This is a genomic window from Streptomyces sp. NPDC045022, assembly GCF_056432605.1.
The window spans coordinates 392277-414399 of record NZ_JBWKIR010000002.1 but is presented as its reverse complement, the minus strand read 5'-3'; the positions used below and the strand labels follow the sequence as shown (position 1 = coordinate 414399).

General features: G+C 72.3%; 22 protein-coding genes. 14 read left to right on the top strand and 8 right to left on the bottom strand.

The genetic code is table 11. From position 1 onward, the window contains the following. Positions 1 to 105 precede the first annotated feature (105 nt). Positions 106 to 1224 carry an FAD-dependent oxidoreductase gene (locus AC07C1_RS05115; protein WP_478936991.1) on the bottom strand — a complete coding sequence of 373 codons (1119 nt, stop codon included), beginning with the start codon at positions 1222 to 1224 and terminating at the stop codon, positions 106 to 108. Positions 1225 to 1277: 53 nt separating this feature from the next. Here AC07C1_RS05115 and AC07C1_RS05110 point away from each other — a divergent pair, with 53 nt between their 5' ends. Continuing rightward, complete coding sequence (locus AC07C1_RS05110; protein WP_478936990.1) at positions 1278 to 1964, top strand: TetR/AcrR family transcriptional regulator C-terminal domain-containing protein; 687 nt, start codon at positions 1278 to 1280, stop codon at positions 1962 to 1964. 6 nt (positions 1965 to 1970) lie between these two features. Here AC07C1_RS05110 and meaB read toward each other — a convergent pair whose 3' ends face one another. The 4 genes from meaB to AC07C1_RS05090 all read right to left on the bottom strand — a co-directional run bounded on the left by meaB (position 1971) and on the right by AC07C1_RS05090 (position 7581). After that, complete coding sequence (gene meaB, locus AC07C1_RS05105) at positions 1971 to 2975, bottom strand: methylmalonyl Co-A mutase-associated GTPase MeaB (RefSeq protein WP_478936989.1); 1005 nt, start codon at positions 2973 to 2975, stop codon at positions 1971 to 1973. A gap of 6 nt (positions 2976 to 2981) precedes the next feature. Continuing rightward, complete coding sequence (gene scpA, locus AC07C1_RS05100; RefSeq protein ID WP_478936988.1) at positions 2982 to 5156, bottom strand: methylmalonyl-CoA mutase; 2175 nt, start codon at positions 5154 to 5156, stop codon at positions 2982 to 2984. Next, entirely contained in the window at positions 5156 to 6973 is a 1818-nt protein-coding gene (locus AC07C1_RS05095) for a methylmalonyl-CoA mutase family protein (RefSeq protein ID WP_478936986.1), read from the bottom strand. The genes scpA and AC07C1_RS05095 overlap by 1 nt, the downstream gene beginning before the upstream one ends. Before the next feature lie 113 nt (positions 6974 to 7086). Continuing rightward, complete coding sequence (locus AC07C1_RS05090; protein WP_478936984.1) at positions 7087 to 7581, bottom strand: MarR family winged helix-turn-helix transcriptional regulator; 495 nt, start codon at positions 7579 to 7581, stop codon at positions 7087 to 7089. 112 nt (positions 7582 to 7693) lie between these two features. Here AC07C1_RS05090 and AC07C1_RS05085 point away from each other — a divergent pair, with 112 nt between their 5' ends. From AC07C1_RS05085 to AC07C1_RS05065, 5 genes are all read left to right on the top strand, one after another. Continuing rightward, the gene (locus tag AC07C1_RS05085) at positions 7694 to 8209 is read left to right on the top strand and encodes a YceI family protein (protein ID WP_478936983.1); all 516 of its coding nucleotides are present in this window, start codon (positions 7694 to 7696) and stop codon (positions 8207 to 8209) included. Positions 8210 to 8584: 375 nt separating this feature from the next. Continuing rightward, positions 8585 to 8974 carry a cell division protein SepF gene (locus AC07C1_RS05080; protein WP_478936981.1) on the top strand — a complete coding sequence of 130 codons (390 nt, stop codon included), beginning with the start codon at positions 8585 to 8587 and terminating at the stop codon, positions 8972 to 8974. A gap of 145 nt (positions 8975 to 9119) precedes the next feature. Continuing rightward, positions 9120 to 10316 (top strand): AAA family ATPase, encoded by a 1197-nt coding sequence (locus AC07C1_RS05075; RefSeq protein WP_478936979.1) that lies wholly within the window; start codon positions 9120 to 9122, stop codon positions 10314 to 10316. Then, positions 10313 to 10657, top strand: coding sequence for a nucleotide pyrophosphohydrolase (locus AC07C1_RS05070; RefSeq protein ID WP_478936978.1), 345 nt, complete (start codon positions 10313 to 10315; stop codon positions 10655 to 10657). Before AC07C1_RS05075 ends, AC07C1_RS05070 begins: the two co-directional genes overlap by 4 nt. 207 nt (positions 10658 to 10864) lie before the next feature. After that, a complete protein-coding gene (locus tag AC07C1_RS05065) occupies positions 10865 to 11356 on the top strand; it encodes a DUF6099 family protein (protein ID WP_478936977.1) in 492 nt (163 codons plus the stop codon). 25 nt (positions 11357 to 11381) lie between these two features. Here AC07C1_RS05065 and AC07C1_RS05060 read toward each other — a convergent pair whose 3' ends face one another. Then, positions 11382 to 11528, bottom strand: a complete 147-nt coding sequence (locus AC07C1_RS05060) for a hypothetical protein (RefSeq protein WP_478936976.1) — start codon at positions 11526 to 11528, stop codon at positions 11382 to 11384. Positions 11529 to 11748: 220 nt separating this feature from the next. Between AC07C1_RS05060 and AC07C1_RS05055 the strand changes: the two genes are divergently transcribed. Beyond that, positions 11749 to 12672: an LLM class F420-dependent oxidoreductase gene (locus AC07C1_RS05055; RefSeq protein ID WP_478936975.1), complete on the top strand. Its 924-nt coding sequence runs from the start codon at positions 11749 to 11751 to the stop codon at positions 12670 to 12672. 78 nt (positions 12673 to 12750) lie between these two features. Further along, the gene (locus AC07C1_RS05050; RefSeq protein WP_478936974.1) at positions 12751 to 12873 is read left to right on the top strand and encodes a hypothetical protein; all 123 of its coding nucleotides are present in this window, start codon (positions 12751 to 12753) and stop codon (positions 12871 to 12873) included. Positions 12874 to 12957: 84 nt separating this feature from the next. On the opposite strand, the gene AC07C1_RS05045 is transcribed toward AC07C1_RS05050, so the two are convergent. Then, a complete protein-coding gene (locus AC07C1_RS05045; protein ID WP_478936973.1) occupies positions 12958 to 13599 on the bottom strand; it encodes a hypothetical protein in 642 nt (213 codons plus the stop codon). 130 nt (positions 13600 to 13729) lie between these two features. Between AC07C1_RS05045 and AC07C1_RS05040 the strand changes: the two genes are divergently transcribed. Together AC07C1_RS05040 and AC07C1_RS05035 are read left to right on the top strand one after the other, a co-directional pair. Then, entirely contained in the window at positions 13730 to 14431 is a 702-nt protein-coding gene (locus tag AC07C1_RS05040; protein ID WP_478936972.1) for a CbrC family protein, read from the top strand. A gap of 34 nt (positions 14432 to 14465) precedes the next feature. Beyond that, positions 14466 to 14672: a CbrC family protein gene (locus AC07C1_RS05035; RefSeq protein WP_478936971.1), complete on the top strand. Its 207-nt coding sequence runs from the start codon at positions 14466 to 14468 to the stop codon at positions 14670 to 14672. A gap of 41 nt (positions 14673 to 14713) precedes the next feature. On the opposite strand, the gene AC07C1_RS05030 is transcribed toward AC07C1_RS05035, so the two are convergent. Next, on the bottom strand, positions 14714 to 15667 hold the full coding sequence (locus tag AC07C1_RS05030; protein ID WP_478936970.1) for a D-alanyl-D-alanine carboxypeptidase family protein: 954 nt from the start codon (positions 15665 to 15667) through the stop codon (positions 14714 to 14716). A 196-nt stretch (positions 15668 to 15863) separates the two neighbouring features. Here AC07C1_RS05030 and AC07C1_RS05025 point away from each other — a divergent pair, with 196 nt between their 5' ends. From AC07C1_RS05025 to AC07C1_RS05010, 4 genes are all read left to right on the top strand, one after another. After that, on the top strand, positions 15864 to 16793 hold the full coding sequence (locus AC07C1_RS05025; RefSeq protein ID WP_478936969.1) for a hypothetical protein: 930 nt from the start codon (positions 15864 to 15866) through the stop codon (positions 16791 to 16793). Then, positions 16790 to 17821: a DUF4232 domain-containing protein gene (locus AC07C1_RS05020; protein WP_478936968.1), complete on the top strand. Its 1032-nt coding sequence runs from the start codon at positions 16790 to 16792 to the stop codon at positions 17819 to 17821. Before AC07C1_RS05025 ends, AC07C1_RS05020 begins: the two co-directional genes overlap by 4 nt. Positions 17822 to 17893: 72 nt before the next feature. Then, the gene (locus tag AC07C1_RS05015; RefSeq protein WP_478936967.1) at positions 17894 to 19384 is read left to right on the top strand and encodes a 3' terminal RNA ribose 2'-O-methyltransferase Hen1; all 1491 of its coding nucleotides are present in this window, start codon (positions 17894 to 17896) and stop codon (positions 19382 to 19384) included. Then, positions 19381 to 21945: a polynucleotide kinase-phosphatase gene (locus AC07C1_RS05010; protein WP_478936965.1), complete on the top strand. Its 2565-nt coding sequence runs from the start codon at positions 19381 to 19383 to the stop codon at positions 21943 to 21945. Before AC07C1_RS05015 ends, AC07C1_RS05010 begins: the two co-directional genes overlap by 4 nt. Positions 21946 to 22123: the final 178 nt, after the last annotated feature.

Genomic DNA, 22123 nt, shown 5'->3' with positions numbered 1-22123 from the left:
GTGCGTTCGTCCAACGGTGGCTTTGGCGGAAGGGACCGCGGCGGTGCCGTACTGTCCCGTGCGGCCGTGGCGAGCTGTCGGTGCTGGTGCTCTCGCGCTTGGCAGTCAGGATGGCTGGACCTGGTCGAAGAGGGCGAGGGCTTCGGCGGGGTCCGGGCTCACAAGGCGTTCCAGACCGGCCATCGTGATCTTCGCCCACCTGCCGGCCCGTGCCCACATCTGTTCCTCGAAGGTGCGAACGGCCTCGTCCAGGTCTCCAGGGCCGGTGGCGATGTGCTCGGCGAGTTCGGCGCCTTCCAGCATCGCGAGGTTCGCGCCCGCCCCCAACGGGGGCATCAGATGGGCGGCGTCTCCCAGGAGCGTCACGCCGAAGACGTGGGTCCAGGTGTGGGACACGGGCAGGACGTGGAGGGGGCGGTGGACGAAGGCGGTGCCGTGGCGCAGGAGGTCGAGGACGGGAGCGGCCCAGCCGTCGAACAGAGCCAGCAGGCTCGATCGCACGGCCTCCACGTCGGCCAGGTCCAGGTTCGTGTGCCAGTCCAGCGGCGCGCGGAACTGGGCGTACACCTTGACGTGGCCGCCGCTGTTGCGCTGGGCGACGAGAGCTCGGTTCACGCCGTACGCGGCCACGGAACCGTCGCCGATCAACCGGGCGAGGCCAGGGTGGCGGCTGTCGACGTCGTCGAGGGAGGTCTCGACCAAGGTGACGCCGGTGTAGTGCGGCGTCACCGACGAGACTGCCGGGCGGGTCCGAGACCAGGCGCCGTCCGCGCCGACCACGAGGTCGAACGTCTCCTGTCGGCCGTCCGCGAACCGGACCAGTACGCCATCCCGGGTCCCCGGCACCACTTGCGTCACGTCCCGACCCCACTGGACGTCGAGAGGGCCGAGCAGCAGGTCACGGAGTTGCCCGCGGTCGATCTCGGGATTGGCCCGGTCATCTGGACGGGGTCGCCAGTCGCGCAGGACGGTCCCGTCCGCGTCCAGGATGCGCATGGCCTGCCCCTCGGGGCGGGACAGCGCCTGGAACTCCGCCAGCAGCCCCGCCTTGTCCAGGGCGAGCTGGCCCAGCCCTTCCTGCAGGTCCAGCGTGCCGCCCGGGGGGCGCGCGTCGGGGGCGGGATCGCGCTCGAGGACGGCGACGGGGTAGCCATGGCGGTGCAGCACACGGGCGAAGGTAAGCCCGGCAGGGCCGCTCCCGACCACGGCGATACAATGTCTCATGTCGATACACTGTATTTCCCCGATACGATGCATCGCAACAGAACGGTATGACCATGACTGTGTGGGACCGGCCGGAGCCGCGGACTCGCCCCGTGCCGCTCGACCGGGAGCGGATCGTCGCCGCCGCCATCGCGCTGGCCGACGCGGGCGGGCTGGAGGCGGTGTCGTTGCGCAAGGTCGCCGCCCGGCTGAACGCCGGCCCGATGCGGCTGTATGGACACATCTCCACCAAGGAGGAGCTGTTCGACCTCATGGTGGACGCGGTCCAGGCCGAGATTCTCCCCGAGGAGCAGCCCGGTGACTGGCGGGAGGCGCTGCGCATCCTCGCCCACCGCACCAGGCAGGCCGCTCTCCGTCACCAATGGCTGGCCGACCTGCTCGGCGGCCGCCCGACCCTGGGCCCGAACGGCCTCGCCGTGACCGAGGCCACGCTGGCCGCCCTCGACGGCCTCGCCGACGTCGACACCGTCATGCGCGCCGCGGAGACCGTCAGCGCCTACTTCAACGGCGCGATCAGGCGCGAGGTCGCGAACCTGCGGGCCGAGCGCGCCACGGGCCTGTCCAAGCGCGACTGGCAGCGCGCCTCCGGCCCGCATGTGACGAGGATGTTGGCCACGGGCCGCTTCCCGGCGCTGGCCAAGGCCGTGTACGACGGCACGGACGTGGACGCCGAGACATCCTTCGCGACCGGCCTGGACTGGGTCCTCGATGCCGTGGCCACCAGACTCACCCGGTCCTAGGGCCTTTCAGGGGCCGGCCGGCGGAGCCGTACGCCGCTCGAACGCCTCCAGGATGCGTTCCGCCGCCAGCGTCGCGGTCAACCGGCCCTCCCTGACCTGCCGTTCGAGGTCCGGCGCGGCCTCGCGCACCGCCGGGTCGGCGTGCAGCCGGCCGAGCAGTTCGTCGCGGACCATCGCCCACGTCCAGCCGACCTGCTGGTCCCGCCGCTTGGCCGCGAGCCGCCCCGTGGAGTCGAGCAGCGTACGGTGCTGCTCCAGCCGTTCCCACACCGTGTCCAGGCCGGCCGACTCCCGGGCGCTGCAGTGCAGCACCGGCGGAGTCCAGAAGGCGTCCTTGCCGTGCATCAGGCGCAGTGCCCCCGCCAACTCCCGTGCCGCCGCCCGCGCGTCACGCTCGTGCGGACCGTCCGCCTTGTTGACGGCGATCACGTCGGCCAGCTCCAGGACACCCTTCTTGATGCCCTGCAGCTGGTCGCCGGTGCGCGCCAGCGTCAACAGCAGGAAGGAGTCGACCATGTCGGCGACCGCGGTCTCCGACTGGCCGACGCCGACGGTCTCGACGAGGATCACGTCGTAGCCCGCCGCCTCCATGACCACCATCGACTCCCGGGTGGCCTTCGCGACCCCGCCCAGGGTGCCCGCGCTGGGGGAGGGCCGCACAAAGGCGTCCGGGTCCACGGCGAGGCGCTCCATCCGGGTCTTGTCGCCCAGGATGGAGCCGCCGGTACGGGTCGAGGACGGGTCCACGGCGAGGACCGCCACCCGGTGGCCCAGCGAGGTCAGCATGGTGCCGAACGCGTCGATGAACGTGGACTTGCCGACGCCCGGCACCCCACTCACGCCGATCCGCCGCGCCCGGCCGCTGTGCGGCAGGAGCTGCGTCAGCAACTCCTGTGCCAGCGAACGGTGTTGCGGACGGGTGGACTCGACGAGCGTGATGGCGCGGGCCACCAGGGCCCGCTTGCCGTCGAGCACACCCTTCACATACGTGTCGAGATCGATCGCTGCCATCGGGCTCTACAGATCGTGGCCGAGGTCGGCCGACAGCCGCTTCACCAGGTCGTACGCCGCGTCCGGGATCACCGTCCCGGGCGGGAACACGGCGGTGGCGCCCATCTCCAGCAGGGTCGGCACGTCCTGCGGCGGGATCACCCCGCCGACCACGATCATGATGTCCCCGCGGCCCTCCTCGGCGAGCTTCTCGCGCAGCGCGGGGACGAGGGTGAGGTGTCCGGCGGCCAGCGAGGACACCCCGACCACGTGCACGTCCGCCTCGACCGCCTGCCGGGCGACCTCTTCCGGCGTCTGGAAGAGCGGGCCGACGTCGACGTCGAAGCCGAGGTCGGCGAAGGCGGTCGCGATCACCTTCTGGCCGCGGTCGTGGCCGTCCTGGCCCATCTTGGCGACCAGGATGCGGGGCCGGCGCCCCTCGGCCTCCTCGAAGGCGTCCACCAGGGCACGGGTGCGGTCCACGGACGGGGACTGGCCTGCTTCGTTGCGGTACACGCCGGAGATCGTACGGATCTGGCTCGCGTGCCGCCCGTACACCTTCTCCAGGGCGTCGGAGATCTCCCCGACGGTCGCCTTGGCGCGTGCCGCGCGCACGGCCAGCTCCAGCAGGTTGCCGTCGCCGTCGGCCGCCCGGGTGAGCGCGTCGAGCGCGTCCCGGCACGCGGTCTCGTCCCGCTCCTCGCGCAGCCGCCGCAGTTTCTCGATCTGCTGGGTGCGCACGGAGGAGTTGTCGACCTTGAGGACGTCGATCTGCTCGTCGGTCTCGACGCGGTACTTGTTGACGCCGATCACGGGCTGGCGCCCGGAGTCGATGCGTGCCTGGGTGCGGGCGGCGGCCTCCTCCACGCGGAGCTTGGGGATGCCGGCGTCGATGGCCTGCGCCATGCCGCCGGCCTGCTCGACCTCCTGGATGTGCGCCCAGGCCTTGCGCGCGAGGTCGTAGGTCAGCCGCTCCACGTAGGCGCTGCCGCCCCAGGGGTCGATGACCCGGGTGGTGCCCGACTCCTGCTGGATGAGCAGCTGGGTGTTGCGGGCGATGCGCGCCGAGAAGTCGGTGGGCAGCGCGAGGGCCTCGTCGAGGGCGTTGGTGTGCAGCGACTGGGTGTGGCCCTGGGTCGCGGCCATCGCCTCGACGCAGGTGCGCGTGACGTTGTTGAACACGTCCTGCGCGGTCAGCGACCAGCCCGAGGTCTGCGAATGGGTGCGCAACGACAGCGACTTGGCGTTCTTCGGGTCGAACTGGGAGACCAGCTTCGCCCACAGCAGCCGCGCCGCCCGCAGCTTCGCGATCTCCATGAAGAAGTTCATGCCGATCGCCCAGAAGAACGACAGCCGGGGCGCGAACGCGTCCACGTCCAGACCCGCCTCCCGGCCCGCCCGGAGGTACTCCACGCCGTCCGCGAGGGTGTACGCCAGCTCCAGGTCGGCCGTCGCACCGGCCTCCTGGATGTGGTAGCCGGAGATCGAGATGGAGTTGTAGCGGGGCATCCGCTGCGAGGTGTACGCGAAGATGTCGGAGATGATCCGCATCGACGGCTTCGGCGGATAGATGTAGGTGTTGCGGACCATGAACTCCTTGAGGATGTCGTTCTGGATGGTCCCGGCCAGCTTCTCGGGCGGTACGCCCTGTTCCTCCGCCGCCACGATGTACAGCGCCAGCACCGGCAGCACGGCGCCGTTCATCGTCATCGACACGGACATCTTGTCCAGCGGGATGCCGTCGAACAGCTGCCGCATGTCGTAGATCGAGTCGATCGCCACGCCCGCCATGCCGACGTCGCCCGTCACGCGCGGGTGGTCGCTGTCGTAGCCCCGGTGCGTGGGCAGGTCGAAGGCGACCGACAGGCCCTTCTGGCCCGCCGCCAGGTTGCGCCGGTAGAAGGCGTTGGACTCCTCGGCGGTGGAGAAGCCCGCGTACTGGCGGATCGTCCAGGGCTGGTTGACGTACATCGTCGGGTACGGGCCGCGCAGGTACGGCGCGATGCCCGGGTAGGTGCCGAGGAAGTCCAGCCCCTCCAGGTCGCGGCCGGTGTACAGCGGCTTGACCCCGATGCCCTCCGGGGTCTCCCACACCGGTTCCTCACCGCCGGTCGCCCGCTTGACGGCCGTACGCCACTCCTCGGCACTGCCGTCGGCGACCGGGGTGCCCAGCTCGATGCCGGAGAAGTCGGGGATTCCCATCAGGACACTCCCATGCGGTCGAGGGTCGCGGACAGTACGGCCACGGCGTCGCAGCCCGCGAAGACGTACGAGTCGATGCCGGTGTGGTCGGCCGGGCGGCCCGCCAGGAACACATGCCGGGCGCCTGCCGCCCGCAGCGACCGGGCGGCCTGTTCGGCCTGTTCGGCGTAGAGCGCGTCGCTGGAGCACAGCACGGCCTCGGTGGCGCCGCTGTCCTCGAAGCCGCCCCCGGTGACCGGCTCGATGCCGCCCGCCTGGAACAGGTTGGCCGCGAAGGTCGAGCGCGCGGTGTACTCGGCGGCCGAGCCGAGCGTGGCCAGGTAGATCCGGGGCCGGGCGCCGGTTGCCGCCAGATGCGCGTCGGAGCGGGCGCGCAGCTCCTCGAACGCCTCGTCGCGGTGCACCCGGGGCAGACCGCCGGACGGCTGCTCGGGGGTGGGCTCGCGCTCGACCGGCTTCTCGGACAGCAGCGGGAACTCGCTGACCCCGGTGATGGGTTCACGCCGTTTGGCGAGCCGCTTGGAGCGCTCCGCCCAGGTCGTCGCCAGGTCCGTGCGCAGCCGGCCGGAGCGCAGGACGGCCGCCTGGCCGCCGTCGCGTTCGACGGACCGGAAGAACTCCCAGGCGGCGTGGGCGAGTTCGTCGGTGAGCCGCTCGACGTACCAGGAACCGCCCGCCGGGTCGATCACCCGGGCCAGGTGGGACTCCTCGATCAGGATCGTGGAGGTGTTGCGCGCGATACGGCGGGCGAAGGCGTCCGGCAGGCCGAGCGTGTGGTCGAACGGCAGCACGGTGACGGAGTCGGCGCCGCCGACCCCCGCCGCCAGCGTGGCGACCGTCGTGCGCAGCATGTTCACCCACGGGTCACGGCGGGTCATCATCACCGGCGAGGTCACCACGTGCTGCACCTGCGCGCCCGCGCCCGGCGCCCCGCACACCTCGGCGACCCGCGCCCACAGCCGGCGCGCGGCGCGCAGCTTGGCGATGGTCAGGAACTGGTCGGCGGTGGCCGCGTAGCGGAACTCCAGCTGCCCGGCGGCCTGTTCGACGGAGAGCCCCGCCGCGGTCAGCTCCCGCAGGTAGGCCACACCGGTGGCCAGGGAGGCGCCCAGCTCCTGTGCGGCCGAGCCGCCCGCCTCGTGGTACGGCAGCGCGTCCACGGTCAGGGCGCGCACACCCGGGTACGTCTCGGCGCAGCGCGCGGCCAGTGCGGCGAAGGGCGCGAAGTCCAGCGCGGTACCGGTACGGGCCTCGTAGCGGAGCGGGTCGGCCCCCAGGTTGCCGCGCGCGGCCTTCGGGTCGACGCCCTTCTCCTCGTACAGCGCGAGCAGCGCCTCGGCGGCGGCCTCGGTCTCCCCGCGCGCGTCCAGCGCGACCGGCGCCAGGTCGAGGTAGACGCCGTCCAGGGCCCGGCCCAGCTCGGAGACCGGGATGCCGCCCTTGCCGAGCACCAGCCACAGCGAGGTCACGCCGTTCTCCAGGTCGGCCAGCACGGCGCTCGCCGTACCGCCGGCGAGTGACGTGTGCCGCTGCCGTACGTCCCAGCCGCCCGCGATGTTGCCCTCGGGGCGGCTGCCCCGTACGAACGGGGCGAAGCCCGGCAGGCCGGGGTCGGGCGCGTCGTCGCGCGCGGTGTACAGGGGCCGGGTGCGCAGCCCGTCCTCCAGTGTCGTGGACAGAGCGTCCTCAGCTGCCGCGCCCGAGACTTCCTTGCCCGACTTGCGCAGCACGCCCTGGACCAGGCGTTGCCACTGCTCGTGTGTCGCGTCAGGGAACTCGGCGGCCAGTGGGAGCCCGTCGTCAGGCAGGACCGTCATGGCTCGGATGCTAGGGCAGGCCGCTCAAGCGAGTGCAGAGCGAGCGCTGTGAGGTTTCTCCTCTTGCCCTTGTGACCTGTGCCTCTCCGGGCCCTGACGGCACGTCCCGGACGTCAGTGGGCCTCCTCGGCCAGGGCCGGTACGAGCGCGCACAGAGCCGCGCGCTGCTCGGCGCCCATGGAGTCGGCGAGGGCCTGCCGGACGGTCCCGGCGAGCAGGGCGGAGGTCTCCCGGAGCCGCTCACGCGCCTTACCGGTGAGGGCGACCTGCACGCCCCGCTTGTCGCCGCGCACGGACCTGCGGGTGACCAGGCCGGCGTGCTGGAGGCAGGCGATCTGGTAGGTGAGCCGGGTCTTGGGACGGCCGAGGAGGTCGGCGACCTGGGTCATGCGCAGTCCGGCACGGGGCTGTCCGGCCAGCAGGCACAGGATCAGGAACTCGTCGTGGGAGACGTCGAGGGTCTCCTTCACGACCGACCTCAAGCGTTGCTCGACCGTTCCCGTAGCGGCCAGCAATAGCATCCAGGCGCGTAGCTCGTCCGGCAGGAGTCCGGGGCTCCCGGCGGGACATTCGGGCTGGTCGCCGGGGTGCGGGTCGGAGGCGGGCATGAGTCCAGTCTAACCCGTTGTCCAATTTTGGATGGGTGGGCTTGTTCGTCCTCGGCGCGGTCGCTAGCGTTGCGATCATCCAAATTTGGACCACTGATTCAGGAGTACGACGATGACCGTCGCCGTGGAAACAGGTCTCTGGCAGCTCGACCCGGCCGCGTCAACCGTGCAGCTGCGGCACAAGGCGTTCTGGGGCCTGTCCGCCGTGAAGGGCGCCTTCACCGCCGTCCGTGGCGAGGGCGAGGTGCGGTCCGACGGCTCGGCCACCGGCACTCTGACCCTGGACGCGGGCTCCCTGGACACCAAGAACGCCAAGCGCGACGCCCACCTGCGCCAGGCCGAATTCTTCGACGCCGCCAACCACCCGGAGATCACCTTCGCGGTCACCGGCACCGATCGCCTCGACGGCGACACCGTCCGCGTCACCGGCCGCCTGACGCTGCGCGGTGTCACCAAGCCCCTCTCCTTCACCGGCCGCCTGGCCGAGGTCCGGGCCGACGCGCTGGTCCTGGAGGCGGAGTTCCCCGTGGACCGCACGCAGTTCGGCATCACCTGGAACCAGCTGGGCATGGTCGCCAAGGCGGCCACGGTGACGACCAGGCTGCGGTTCACGCGCGCGGCCGCCTGAGGCCGGCGCTCCACCTGACAGCGGCGCAGGTCCCGAGCGGAGAGCGCCCGTGGGACGCCGTACAGGCAGACGGCCGTACAGGCACACGGCCGCGAGCGGGGCGCTCTTCCCGGCGGGCAGTGCGAACCGGCCGGAGAGCGCCCGCGGTTCCGGCCGCCCGTACGCAGCGTGGTCGAGGCGTGGGTGCCGGTCACCACGTTTCCGCCAAGCCCGCTGCCCCCTTTGCCGGGCGTAAGCGCATATGTACCCCAGCACATGTCGAGACCGGGACCGGAGAGCCGGTCGCGCACCGTGTCGCTGTTGGGCCGAACGGGTGACTTGGCGTAAGAATTGACCGGTGCAGGCAATGAATGCGAGTCAGGTCGGGTGGAGCCGGTGAGCCGTTACGACGTCACCGATGAACAGTGGGAAGGGCTCGCCCAGGTCGTGCCGCTGCGAGGCCGGGACGCCTGGCCGTCCGCGGTGGACCACCGCTCGCTGCCCGACGCCGAGACCGAGACCCGGCGCCGGTTCGTGGTCCTGCGCGTCAACATCTTCGCGGACGCCCGGGAAGTCGCCGAGACACTGATGGCGGGCGCACCGGTGCTGCTCGACCTGTCCAGCGCGGAGGGCGACGTCGCCAAACGCGTCCTCGACTTCAGTACGGGCGTCGTCTTCGGTCTGGGCAGCGGAATGCACCGCGTCGACCGCAACGTGTTCCTTCTCACCCCGCCCGGCACGGAGGTCGGCGGGCTGATGGAGGGGGCGGGCGTCTCGGGAGGCTGAGCCCCGGGACGACACGGCCCCCGGGCTCCGGTGTCCTTCACGACTCCCTTCTTCATACCGGCGTCCGCCCGGCCCGTCCCCCGATCGTGGGAAGGGCCGGGAGGCTGAACGGTTCGCCGCTGTGGCGGGGGCCTACGGTCCGCGTATGGCCGTGCCTTCCGCGTCCGTCGGCCCGCCGGCGGCCGACGCGTCCCCTGTGACCGTCCCCGCGCAGTCCCGCGGGGGCCCCGATGTGCGCGCCCGGGTCACCGGGTTGCGGCTGTCGGCCTTCGCCGGGCATCGGCGGGCCGGGTTTCCGCTGGGGCCCGTGACCTTGTTCGCGGGGCCCAGCGGGGCGGGGAAGACGACGGCGCTCGCGGCGTTCGAGGCGCTCGCGCGGCTCGGCGGCGGCGCCCCCCTCGGCGAGGCATTCCCGGACCCGGTCGCCTGCGTGCCGGCGCGGGCCCGCCCGGACGCCGGGGGACGGCGGGGCTTCCGGATCGGGTGTACGGCCGACGGCGCCGAGGGCCCGGTCCGGCTCGACGTCGCCGTACAGGCCGAGCCGGCCCTGCGGATCGTGGGCGAGCGGCTGACCGCGGGCGGGGTCGTCCTGCTGGAGACCGCCCTGCGCGACCCGGGGCGCCGCACCGTGCAGGCCGCCTGGCACACCGCGGGCTCCGCCCCGGTGACCCGCGCTCCGCTCCCCGACGACCGCCTCGGCACCGCCCTGCTGCCGCTGCGCGTGGCCGGTAAGACGGACGGGCAGCGCCATGTGCTGGCCGCGGCCGAGCAGATGGTCGTCGCCCTGCGCTCCGTCTTCCCCTGCGACCCCCGCCCGGACCACATGCGCACCCCCGTCCCCGCGGGCTCCGGCCGGCTGCTGCGCGGCTGCGACAACCTCCCCGACGTCCTGTGGCGCACCCGCGCGGAGTGCGCCCGCCGGCACGGCCGGCTGGTCGAGGCGCTGCGCGCGGGCTGCGCCGGCCCGGTGACCGACCTGATCGCCGAGCCGCTGACCGACGGCACGGTACGGGCGCTGCTCGACCGCGGCGACGGCTGGCACACCGAACTCGCCCGGCTCGGCGACGGCGAGCTGCGCTACCTGGCGCTGACCCTGGTCCTGCTGACCGGCCCCGGCGTCCTCGACCTGGACGCCCCGGGCGAGGTGCCGGACGCCCTGCGCAGCCTCACCGTCCTCGCCGACGGCTTCGACCGCGCCCTCGACCCCGCGCAGCGCACAGAACTGCTCCGGACGGCGGCCCGGATGGGCGAGCGCGGACACATCCGCTGCGTGGCCGCGGTGAGCGACGCCTCGTGGGCCGCGGGAGCCGAGGGCGTCACGGTGGTACACCTGGAGCCGTGACCGAACCTCTCGACCTGGCCCGACTCCAGCGCAGACTGGCCGAGTTCGCGGCCGCGCGGAACTGGCAGCCCTATCACACACCCAAGAACCTCGTCGCCGCCCTCTCGGTGGAGGCCTCCGAACTGGTCGAGATCTTCCAGTGGCTGACCCCGGAGGAGTCGTCCCGTGTGATGGCCGACCCGGAGAGCGCGCACCGGGTCACGGACGAGGTCGCCGACGTGCTCGCCTATCTCCTGCAGCTCTGCGAGGTGCTCGGCATCGACCCGCTGGCCGCCCTGGCCGCCAAGATCGACCGCAATGAACGCCGCTTCCCGCCGCCGGGACCGCCGGACCGCACCTGACGGCCCGGTCCGGCCCGCGCTTCCAACGAGCGGACGCAGAAGCTCCGTTATTACTCTCCGCAATCAAAGCGGCTGTCGAATCCGAATTGTTGTCCACAGATTTCGGTCTACCTCTGGCTTTTCGCCTCACAGACCCTCACGCTGGGTAATGAAGAGGGTAGTTCACACAGACGTGCCGACGAGCACGCGGACGGACGGGGGCAGCGTATGGACGCGATACGGCTCATTCTCACCAGCAGGCGGGCTCTGGCGGGCGGTGCCGACGCGGCCGAGATGATGGCCGAGGTGTGGCAGGCGCAGTCCCTGGCCCAGGCGATCGGCAGCCGCCTGGCGGTCTCCGGACCGCCCGAGCTGCGCGGTGAGGCGCTGGGGCTGACCGAGCTGGCGGGCCGGGGCTGCGGGGTCCTGGACCCGCCCGAACTCGAAACCAAAGACCTGCGCGCCGCCCAGCTCACCGAGCTGGACGACGCCCGCGAGACCCTGCTCTGCCTCGGCGGCCTGCTCGGCGAGGTCGGCATCGCCCTGGTCGGCATGGCCAGTGCCGCGGCCGACGAGACGACGTACTGGCAGTGCATGGAGGCCATCGACGCGGCCGACGAGTCCCGCGACCGGGTCCTGGAGATGCTGCGCAAGCTGGCGGCCCGGGAGGAGGCGGTGGCGGAGAACGGCAACGAGAGCAGCCCCTCCGGTGCCTTGTGAGGCGGAGCGAGCGCGGGACGGCCGGTCAGCCCGGGTCGGCTTCCCCGACGGCGTCCTGACCGGCCCGCAGATCCGCCAACGCCGACAGATCCGCGTTCAGCGCGGCCATCAGCTCTTCCCTCTGCTCCAGCAACCCCTTCGGCTGACCGGCGGAGCCGAACTCTTCGGACATGACGGCCTCCTCGGCCCCGGACCGGCGACGCGCGACGGCGTCCACCGTCCGGCGCCGGTGCCGGACGGTCCGGCTCCGAGGCCCAACGATCGTCACCAGGGCCGGTACCGGCCCGACGCCACGGCCCCGGCCCGCCGTGGAGTGCTTTTCACCCGACCCGGGACGGCCGTGCCGGGCGGTACCGGCGAGGTTGACGGGGCCCGGCGTGCAGGATGGATGTATGGACCTTCGAATCTTCACCGAGCCCCAGCAGGGGGCCACCTACGACACCTTGCTCACCGTGGCGAAAGCCACCGAGGACCTCGGCTTCGACGCCTTTTTCCGCTCTGACCACTACCTCCGGATGGGCAGCGCGGACGGTCTGCCCGGCCCCACGGACGCCTGGATCACGCTGGCCGGACTGGCCCGCGAGACCAAGCGCATCCGCCTCGGCACGCTGATGACGGCCGGCACCTTCCGCCTGCCCGGCGTGCTCGCCATCCAGGTCGCCCAGGTCGACCAGATGTCCGGCGGCCGGGTGGAGCTGGGCCTCGGCGCGGGCTGGTTCGAGGAGGAGCACAAGGCGTACGGCATCCCGTTCCCGAAGGAGAAGTTCGCGCGGCTGGAGGAGCAGCTCGCGATCGTCACCGGGCTGTGGGCGACCGAGGCCGGCAAGACCTTCGACTTCCACGGCTCGTTCTACGACCTCACCGCATCACCCGCGCTGCCCAAGCCCGCCCAGAAGAAGGTCCCGGTGCTCATCGGCGGCCACGGCGCGATTCGTACCCCGCGCCTCGCCGCCCGGTACGCCGACGAGTTCAACATCCCGTTCGCCTCGATCGAGGACAGCGAGCGGCAGTTCGGCCGGGTGCGCGCCGCCGCGGAGGAGACCGGCCGCGCCGCGGACGAGCTGACGTACTCCAACGCGCTCGTGGTCTGCGTCGGAAGGGACGACCAGGAGGTCGCCCGTCGTGCCGCCGCCATCGGCCGTGAGGTGGCGGAGCTCAAGGCCAACGGCCTGGCCGGTTCCCCGGCCGAGGTCGTCGACAAGATCGGCCGGTACGCCGAGATCGGCTCCCAGCGCGTCTACCTGCAGATCCTGGACCTCGACGACCTCGACCACCTGGAGCTGATCTCCGCCCAGGTCCAGTCGCAACTGTCGTAGCGGGTACGGGCCGTCCGGCGCTGCCGGCACGACCCGAGCCACGCCGCTCCCCGCCTGGCCCGTCCGGCGGGGAGATCGGTGACGCCGCTTCGCGTCGGCCGCGTCCTCGACGACGGCAGCACCCACCCGAGCAGCCCCGCCTACTTCTGGATCAACACGTCCGTCGTCGCGCACGGCCTGGCCGCCGGAGTCCTCGGGTGACGGCCGGGAAGGCGTCCCGCGGCCGGTGCGCACCGGAGCGAGTCGGCGAGCCGGGAACGGCCGGGACGAGGCCCTGAGTGTCCGTCAGAGGTTGCGGACGGTGAGGCGGTCGCCGTTCGCGCAGCGCACGAGGAGATTCCAGGCGGTCCCGTCGCCGTCGTCGCCGTCCCACCAGTCGGCGAACGCGCCGGCCAGGCGTTCCGCGTCCGCCCGCCGGCCGGTGGTGCCGGCGTCGGTCGTCAGCTCCACGTCGTAGTCGCCTTCGCCGAGGTGGACCAGGACGACCCGGGTCAGCGTGGCGGCGGAATCCTCCCGGCCGTTCTTCCCCGCCCAGGCCCGGAAGCGCTCCAGCAGACCGGGATCGGCTTCGCGGCGGGTCAGCGCGTGGCCGGGCGGACGCCGGTGCGGGTCCCCGCCGACCCCGTGCCGGCAGCCCAGTACCCAGGCACCGCGGTCCCCGTCCACCACCTCCCGCGGCCGGGCCGTGAGGGAACGGCGCACACAGCCGCCCCAGACGACCTCACGGACCGCTGTGCCCTTGCCGCCGTCGGCGTAGAGCCGTCTGCCGGTCTGCCAGCCGGCGTCGTAGGCCGCTGCGTGGGCCGGTGCGGTCGTGGATGACGCGGAGGGCGGCCGCCGCGCACCGGTGTCGCAGGACACCGCGAGCAGTGCCAGCGCGGCCAGCGCCCACGCGGGTCCGTGTCCGCCGGTCCGGATCGAGCGCATGAAGTGATTCCCCCTCGACGTCCTGGCGTTGTCGTGGCCTGCCCTCCTGCTGAGAGGGTGCTCACGCCGCCCGGGTTGCCTGCCGCCGACGGGTGCCGCCGCCGTGCCCTCGTGTGATGAGGTGATCCCCATGGGTTCCGGCATCTACCTCTACAAGTTCCGTCACGGCGACATCGTCCCGGTGGACGCCTCGACGGTCCGCGAGGTGCTGGAACCGTACGCCCCATACGACGTCCACGGGGGTGAGCCGGTCGAACGGGTCCGCACCGCGGACGGCAGCGAGGCCGACGTGTGCGTGGACCACGGGGTGTCGTTCGACCGGCCGGGCCGCGGAGTGCTGGACCTCGTCGCCGAGGTGGCCCGCCGTACCGGCGCCGCCGTCCTGCTGCTCGGGGACCCGGCCGCGGCGATCGTGACGAGCGGGGAGGACCGGGTGCATCTGCCGGCGGACCTGCGCGAGGGTGCGGTGGTCGTCCCGCCCGCCGCCCTGACCGGCCAGGCGATCGAACAGGTCGTCGGACCGCGGCCGGAGCCCCGGCGCAGGCCCGTGCTGCCGCCGTTCCCCTACCATCCCGACCCGGTGGCCACCGGGTCGGTGATCGCCGCCGACGAGACATGCGTGTGCTGCGGGCACGACCAGGGCTGGATCTGCACCGGATCGGTCTACGGCGCGGACGTGCCCGACGGGCGGGTCTGCCCGTACTGCGTCGCGTTCGGCACCGCCGCCAAGCGGTACGGGGCGTTCTTCAACGAGGTCGAGGCGCGTCAGGTGCCGGACGAGGTGGCCCGGGTGATCTGCGAGCGCACCCCCGGCTTCGCCACCTGGCAGTGACTGGGGCTGGCCGGCGCACTGCGGCGACGGCGGGGTGTTCCTCGGCGCGGCCGGCGCGAGGGAACTGCGGCCCTACCCGGAGGCGCTCGACCATCTGTGCGGACTGTCTGCCGAGTGGGGGTGGGGAGCCGCCCCGACCGAGGACTTCCTCGCCGCGCTCGACAAGGACGGCGTGCCGACCGCGTACCTCTTCCGCTGCCGCGTCTGCGGCACCCACTTCGCCCGGGCGGACTTCACGTGACCGGTGGTGCCGGGGGGACCCGGTGATCCCCCCGGCCGTTCTCAGCCGCGCTGGGCGAAGCCGTAATCGAGGATCTTCGTCGCGTCCTTGAACCGCTCGTCCGCCGACGTGTCCGCGAGGATGGCGCCCACGACCGTCCGGGAGCCGCGGGTCGCGGCGAACACCAGACAGGCCTTCGCCTCCGGCCCCGAACCGGTCTTCACGCCGATCGCGCCCCGGTAGGAGCCGAGCAGCTTGTTGGTGTTCTTCCAGGCGGGCATCGCGTGCGTTCCGCCGCCGGGCCGGTACGACCGCATGTCGTCGTATTCCTTGGTGCCGACGACCTTCTTGAACGTCTTGTTCTTCAGCGCGGCCCCGGCCAGCTTGGCGAGGTCCCGGGGCGACGCGTAGTTCTTGCCGTTGGACACCCCGTCGAAGGAATCGAAGTGGGTGTTGTTCAGACCCAGCTCCCGCGCCGTGCTGTTCATCTTGGCGATGAACGACTTCGTCCGCGCCGCCGTCGTCGAGCCCGTTCCGTAGGTGTCCGCCAGCGCGTAGGCCGCATCGCAGCCCGACGGCAGCAGCAGCCCGTACAGCAGGTCGCGCACGTTCATCGAGTCACCGAGGATCAGGTTCGCGCTGGAGTAGCGCTGGGCGCCCGTGGCCGGGTCGATGACGTAGTCGGTGTACGCCTTCTTGATCTTCACCTTCTTGTCGAGGTTCACGTTGGGCTGCGACAGCACCACGAGCGCCGTCATGATCTTCGTCGTGGAGCCGGTCCGCAGTCGTGCGTCCGGCGCCTTGCCGAAGAGCTGCTTTCCCGTGGCCGCGTTCATCGCGTACGCGCCCTGAGCCGACACCTGCGGCGCCGCCGCGGCCGCAGGGGCCGTCGCGACCGCGGGGCCCGCCGGGGCCGCCTGGGCCGGGGCGGCCGCGAGGACCCCCGTGCCCAGGACGGCACCGGCCGCCACCGCGACGACGGCTCTCCCGCGGACGCCTCCTTGGCCGATGTTCATGGTTCCCCCTTCCGTCAGTGGTCAGTTGACGGGGGCTCACTCCATCAGGTCCCCGCTCCGATGGCCATGGTGGAGATCACAGCGACCGTTGGATCGCGTGGGCGGTGTGCCCGGCCTGTGGACGCCATGTGCCGGAACTGTGGGCTCCATCACAGCGCGCATGATCCAGGCCTGGTCGGATGACCGGGTGCGCAAAGTGCTCCCTCTCGCTGTCACCGGCCTGTTGGCCCTGTCGGCATGCCAGTTCGCCGGCCATGACGACCCCGCCGACGAGGCCCACCGCCTCAACACCATGAAGTCGTTCCCGCTGCACGCCTACATACCGGACCCGTCGTCGGACGGCGGAAAGTCCATCGGCAAGGCGCAGTGGATCCTCGCGAAGCAGTGCATGGTCCGGCTCGGCTTCGCCGGCTTCGCGACGCTCGACACCAGGACCGTCGAGTCGACGTACCCGGTCCGGCAGGGAACCCTCGCGGGCCGCGGCACGACCGGTGACGACAGCCCTTACGGGGTCGACGATCCCGACCGGGCGGCCGAGCACGGCTACCACGACCGCCGGCCGGAAGAGTCCTCCCAGCCCCAGGAGTGGTCCGCCGACCAGTACGTCGCCCTCACCGGCACGTTCGACTCCGGCGACAGCCACTCCACCCACGGGAACCCCATCTCCGAGGGCGGTTGCCTGGGACAGGCGACGCGGAAGATCTACGGCTCCCCGCCCAAGGCGACGAAGGTCAACGGCGTGCGGCTCAGCGGCTACTACTCGCTGGCCCTCGAGCTGTGGTACGAGTCCCACAAGACGGCGCGCAAGGACCCGGCCTGGAAGAAGGCCGACCGCGCGTGGGCGGCCTGCATGAAGGAGGAGGGCTTCCACTACCCCGACCCGGACAAGGCATCGCTCGACACCGCCTGGTACCGGACCGAGGGGCCGTCGGGCAAGGAGAAGAAGACAGCGGCCGCTGATGCCCGGTGCAAGCTGGACACCGATTACATCGGCACCGTCCACGCCATCGAGGCCCGCGCTCAGAACACGGCCGTCGGCAAGCACAAGAAGGCCCTGGACGACATGCGCGCGGCGGATCAGCGGGCCGTCGAGAACGCCCGGACGATCACCGCCAAGGAGTCGTGAGCAGGGTGGTCCGCACCGGGAGCGCCGCGTTGACCGCCGCCACGGCGGCGGTTCTCGTGCTCGCCGGCTGCGGCTCGCAGACGGCCGGCTCCCGTGGGGGGGAACTCCCGGTCACGGTCCTGGAGCCGTCACCGCCGACCCGTTGTGCCCGTCCTGCACACCCCGGTACGGCGCGGCCCCGACCGGCAGCGCGCCCCCCCGCGAGCATCCCCCCTCACTCCTCCCGCACCCGGCTCCCGCTGCCCGCCGGCACCCTGACGGCCAAGGGCGATGCGCGGATCACCGGCCTGTACCGCTGGACGTCGGACCACGGCCGGGACTGCGCGTCCGGCCGGTTCTCCGCCGACCTCACGGTCACCAACCACGCCAGGACGTCGATGACGTACACGGTCACCGTCGGTTTCCTGGCGGCGTCCCAAGGCGCCGTCGACACCGTGGAGCAGACCGTTGCCGCGGTCCAGCCGGGGCGGACGGTGAAGAGCACCGCCGTCATCGGGGAACCGCCCGCCAAGGCCCCGGCCGTGACGGGCGTGTCGATCGCGAAGGTCAGGAGCGTGCCTGCCGACGGGGCCCCCTCGGCGGGCGGCCCGTGCCCGGCCTCCGGGGTGCGGGTGGACGCCGACCGGGGTGACGCCGCCATGGGACTGCGCGCGGTGAGCCTGCGCCTGGAGAACTGCGGCACGCGCGCGTACCGCCTGAACGGCCGTCCCGCGCTCCAGATCCTGGACGCCGACCACGAACCCGTCACCGGTGTGAGCATCGTGCACGGCGAGGAGATCGCCACCGGCACCGGCGCCGACGGCACCCCCCGGCCCCTCACCATCGCCCCCGGCGAGCGCGCCCACGCCGTGCTCGTATGGCGCGACACCACCGAAGCGGGCGACGGCCTCAGCCCCGTCGACGCCTCTTACGCGCGCGTGTGGGCCGAGCCGGGCGCCGACCCGGTGATCGTGACACCGGAGCTGGACCTCGGCACGACGAGCAGACTCGGTGTCGGCCCGTGGAAGAAGGACGACACCGGCCGTTAGCCGAACCGGCGAGCGGGGGCACTGCTCGAAAACCGGTGGTCACCGGCGATCGAGCCCGGGAGACTCGGACATGTGTTCCTGACGATCTCCACGAGCGGCGACGCCGCCCACCCGGCCACCGACCTCGGGTACCTGCTGCACAAGCACCCCGGCAAGGCACAGAGGTTCTCCACGTCCTACGGCACCGCCCATGTGTTCTACCCCGAGGCGGACGACAGACGCTGCACGGCCGCGCTGTTGCTGGAGATCGACGCGGTGGCGCTGGTCCGGCGGGGGAAGGGCAAAGGACGCGGCGGCGCGCCCGACGCGACGCTCGCACAGTACGTCAACGACCGCCCCTACGCCGCCTCCTCGCTGCTCGCGGTCGCGCTGAGCGGCGTGTTCTCCAGCGCCCTGCGCGGGGTGTGCGACGCCCGCCCGGAGCGGGCCGCCGCACCCCTGCCGCTGTGCGTCGAGGTGCCCGCGCTGCCCGCCCGCGGCGGCCCGGACCTCGTACGACGGCTCTTCGAACCGCTCGGCTGGGCGGTGACCGCCGAAACCGTCCCCCTGGACACCGAGTTCCCGGAGTGGGGCGACTCGCGGTACGTCCGCCTCGTGCTGGAGTCGGAGCGGCTGACCCTCGCCGAAGCGCTGCGCCACCTGTACGTCCTGCTCCCCGTCCTCGACGACGCCAAGCACTACTGGGTCTCCTCCGACGAGGTCGACAAGCTGCTGCGAGCCGGCGAGGGCTGGCTGCCCGGGCACCCGGAGCAGAAGCTGATCACCAGCCGCTATCTCTCCCGCCGCTGGTCGCTGACCCGGCAGGCGATGGAGCGGCTGGAACTGGTGCGGCTGGCCGAGGCTGACGACAGCGAGGTCGAGGAGATCGACAACGCGGTCCCGGAGGACACCGAAACGGAGGGGGCGGAGGAGAAACCCGCCCCGCTCGCGGTGCTGCGCCGGGAGGCGATCCTCGCCGCCCTGCGCGAGGCCGGTGCCGCCCGGGTACTCGACCTCGGCTGCGGGCAGGGACAGTTGATCCAGGCCCTCCTCAAGGACGTGCGGTTCACGGAGATCATGGGCGTGGACGTCTCGACGCGGGCGCTCACCATCGCCGCCCGGCGGCTCAGGCTGGACCGCGTGAGCGAGCGCCAGGCGGCCCGTGTGCGGCTCGTCCAGGGCTCGCTCGCCTACACCGACAGCCGGCTCAAGGGCTACGACGCCGCCGTGCTCAGCGAGGTGATCGAGCACCTCGACCTGCCACGGCTGCCCGCCCTGGAGTACGCCGTGTTCGGGCACGCGCGCCCCCGCACCGTCCTCGTGACCACCCCGAACGTCGAGTACAACGTCCGCTGGGAGACACTCCCCGCCGGACACGTCCGGCACGGCGACCACCGCTTCGAGTGGACCCGCGAGGAGTTCCGCACCTGGGCGGCGGCCGTCGCCGGACGGCACGGCTACGACGTCGGATTCGTCCCCGTCGGGCCGGACGATCCGGAGGTCGGTCCGCCCACCCAGATGGCTGTGTTCACGAAGCGGACCGAGAAGGCCGGCCCGACCGGGATGGAGAGGAAGACCGCATGAGCGAGACCCGCACGGGACGGATCCTCCCCGTCACCGACCTCTCCCTGGTCGTCCTCGTCGGCGCCTCCGGCTCCGGCAAGTCGACCTTCGCCCGCAAGCACTTCAAGCCGACCGAGGTCATCTCCTCGGACTTCTGCCGCGGTCTGGTCTGCGACGACGAGAACGACCAGAGCGCTACCCATGACGCCTTCGACGTCCTGCACTACATCGCCGGCAAGCGGCTGGCCGCCGGCCGCCGTACCGTCGTCGACGCCACCAGCGTGCAGCAGGACAGCAGGCGGCAGCTGATCGAGCTGGCGAGGAAGCACGACGTGCTGCCCATCGCCATCGTGCTGGACGTGCCGGAAGAGGTGTGCGCCGAACGCAATGCGGCCCGCACCGACCGGGCCGACATGCCCCGGCGGGTCATCCAGCGGCACATCCGCGAACTGCGGCGGTCGCTGCGGCGCCTGGAGCGCGAGGGCTTCCGCAAGGTGCACGTCCTGCGCGGGGTGGCGGAGGCCGAGAACGCCACCGTCGTCACCGAGAAGCGCTTCAACGACCTGACCCACCTCACCGGTCCCTTCGACATCATCGGCGACATCCACGGCTGCTCGTCCGAACTCGAGTCGCTGCTCGCCAGGCTGGGATACGCCGACGGCGTGCACCCCGAGGGCCGTACCGCCGTGTTCGTCGGCGACCTGGTGGACCGGGGCCCGGACACCCCGGGCGTGCTGCGCCGGGTGATGTCGATGGTCGAGGCGGGCAGTGCCCTGTGCGTGCCCGGTAACCACGAGAACAAGTACGGCCGTCACCTCAAGGGCCGCAAGGTCCAGCACACCCACGGGCTCGCCGAGACCATCGCGCAGATGGAGGGCGAGAGCGAGGAGTTCAAGAACCGGGTCCGGCAGTTCCTGGAGGGACTGGTCAGCCACTACGTCCTCGACGGCGGCCGGCTCGTGGTCTGCCACGCGGGTCTGCCTGAGAAGTACCACGGCCGCACCTCCGGCCGGGTCCGCTCGCACGCCCTGTACGGCGACACCACCGGTGAGACGGACGAGTTCGGTCTGCCGGTGCGCTACCCGTGGGCGGAGGACTACCGAGGCCGGGCGGCCGTGGTCTACGGCCACACACCCGTCCCGGAGGCGACCTGGCTCAACAACACCATCTGCCTGGACACCGGTGCCGTCTTCGGCGGCAAGCTGACCGCGCTGCGCTGGCCGGAGCGCGAGCTGGTCGACGTACCGGCCGAGCGGGTCTGGTACGAGCCGGCGAAGCCGCTGCGGTCCGAGGCACCCGGCGGGCACGACGGGCGGCCACTGGACCTGGCGGACGTGCACGGCCGCCGGACGGTCGAGACCCGGCACGCGGGCCGCGTGGCGATCCGCGAGGAGAACGCGGCGGCGGCCCTCGAGGTCATGAGCCGCTTCGGAAACGACCCGCGCCTGCTGCCGTACCTGCCCCCGACCATGGCACCGACGGCCACCTCGCAGGGGGAGGCCCGCGGCGGAGCCGACGGCGGACACTTCCTGGAGCACCCGGAGGAGGCCTTCGCGCAGTACGCGCGGGACGGGGTCGCGCGGGTCGTGTGCGAGGAGAAGCACATGGGTTCGCGGGCCGTGGCCCTGGTGTGCCGGGACGCGGACGCGGCACGCCGGCGGTTCGGTGTGGAGGGTCCCACGGGATCGCTGTACACCCGTACCGGACGGCCGTTCTTCGACGACGAGAAGGTGACCGAGGAGATCCTCGGCCGCCTGCGCTCGGCGATCGGTGAGGCCGGCCTGTGGAACGACCTCGACACGGACTGGCTGCTGCTGGACGCCGAGCTGATGCCGTGGTCGCTGAAGGCCTCGGGTCTGCTGCGCAGCCAGTACGCGGCCGTGGGCGCCGCCTCCGGCGCGGTGTTCCCTGCGGCCCTGGCCGCCCTGGAGACCGCCGCCGCGCGCGGTGCCGACGTGGGCGGGCTGCTGAACCGCCAGCGGGAACGCGCCGCCGACGCCGCCGCGTTCACCACCGCCTACCGCCGTTACTGCTGGACCACCGAGGGCCTGGACGGCGTCCGGCTGGCCCCCTTCCAGATCCTGGCCGTCCGTGGCCGCAGCCTCGCCGCGCTACCGCACGACGAGCAACTCGCCCTGATCGACCGCCTGGTGGAGCACGACGGCACCGGACTGCTGCAGACCACCCGGCGGCTGTACGTCGACACCGGCGACCCGGAGTCGGTGCGCGCGGGTGTCGACTGGTGGCTGGAGATGACCGGCCGGGGCGGCGAGGGCATGGTCGTCAAGCCGGTCGGCGCGCTGGTCCGCAACCCGGACGGGCGGCTGGTGCAGCCCGGCATCAAGTGCCGGGGCCGCGAGTACCTGCGGATCATCTACGGTCCCGAGTACACCCGGCCGGACAACCTCGCCCGGCTGCGGCAGCGGTTCCTGAACCACAAGCGGTCCCTCGCCCTGCGCGAGTACGCCCTCGGCCTGGAGGCCCTGGACCGGCTCGCGGAGGGGGAGCCGCTGTGGCGGGTGCACGAGGCGGTCTTCGGGGTGCTGGCGCTGGAGTCGGAGCCGGTGGACCCGCGCCTGTAGACCCGCGTCTGTGGGGCCGCCCGTCACAGAACGCCCTTGTGTCCCGCACACGTCTGTCCATATGGTGGACATCCGTGCGGCACAAGGGTGTTCGCATGCCACGAGGGGAGTGGTGGGCATGGAGATCAAGAAGGTCGTGGTCCGTGAGGACCAGCAGAGCACGACCCGCCGGCCGGCG

What these genes read in the sequence shown, in the direction of transcription:
- AC07C1_RS05055 (WP_478936975.1), top strand. Translation starts at nt 11,749, where the DNA reads ATGGACCTTCGAATCTTCACCGAGCCCCAGCAGGGGGCCACCTACGAC.
- AC07C1_RS05110 (WP_478936990.1), top strand. Translation starts at nt 1,278, where the DNA reads ATGACTGTGTGGGACCGGCCGGAGCCGCGGACTCGCCCCGTGCCGCTC.
- AC07C1_RS05010 (WP_478936965.1), top strand. Translation starts at nt 19,381, where the DNA reads ATGAGCGAGACCCGCACGGGACGGATCCTCCCCGTCACCGACCTCTCC.
- AC07C1_RS05065 (WP_478936977.1), top strand. Translation starts at nt 10,865, where the DNA reads ATGGACGCGATACGGCTCATTCTCACCAGCAGGCGGGCTCTGGCGGGC.
- meaB (WP_478936989.1), bottom strand. Translation starts at nt 2,975, where the DNA reads ATGGCAGCGATCGATCTCGACACGTATGTGAAGGGTGTGCTCGACGGC.
- AC07C1_RS05095 (WP_478936986.1), bottom strand. Translation starts at nt 6,973, where the DNA reads ATGACGGTCCTGCCTGACGACGGGCTCCCACTGGCCGCCGAGTTCCCT.
- AC07C1_RS05090 (WP_478936984.1), bottom strand. Translation starts at nt 7,581, where the DNA reads ATGCCCGCCTCCGACCCGCACCCCGGCGACCAGCCCGAATGTCCCGCC.
- AC07C1_RS05085 (WP_478936983.1), top strand. Translation starts at nt 7,694, where the DNA reads ATGACCGTCGCCGTGGAAACAGGTCTCTGGCAGCTCGACCCGGCCGCG.
- AC07C1_RS05075 (WP_478936979.1), top strand. Translation starts at nt 9,120, where the DNA reads ATGGCCGTGCCTTCCGCGTCCGTCGGCCCGCCGGCGGCCGACGCGTCC.
- AC07C1_RS05030 (WP_478936970.1), bottom strand. Translation starts at nt 15,667, where the DNA reads ATGAACATCGGCCAAGGAGGCGTCCGCGGGAGAGCCGTCGTCGCGGTG.
- AC07C1_RS05060 (WP_478936976.1), bottom strand. Translation starts at nt 11,528, where the DNA reads ATGTCCGAAGAGTTCGGCTCCGCCGGTCAGCCGAAGGGGTTGCTGGAG.
- AC07C1_RS05045 (WP_478936973.1), bottom strand. Translation starts at nt 13,599, where the DNA reads ATGCGCTCGATCCGGACCGGCGGACACGGACCCGCGTGGGCGCTGGCC.
- AC07C1_RS05115 (WP_478936991.1), bottom strand. Translation starts at nt 1,224, where the DNA reads ATGAGACATTGTATCGCCGTGGTCGGGAGCGGCCCTGCCGGGCTTACC.
- AC07C1_RS05040 (WP_478936972.1), top strand. Translation starts at nt 13,730, where the DNA reads ATGGGTTCCGGCATCTACCTCTACAAGTTCCGTCACGGCGACATCGTC.
- scpA (WP_478936988.1), bottom strand. Translation starts at nt 5,156, where the DNA reads ATGGGAATCCCCGACTTCTCCGGCATCGAGCTGGGCACCCCGGTCGCC.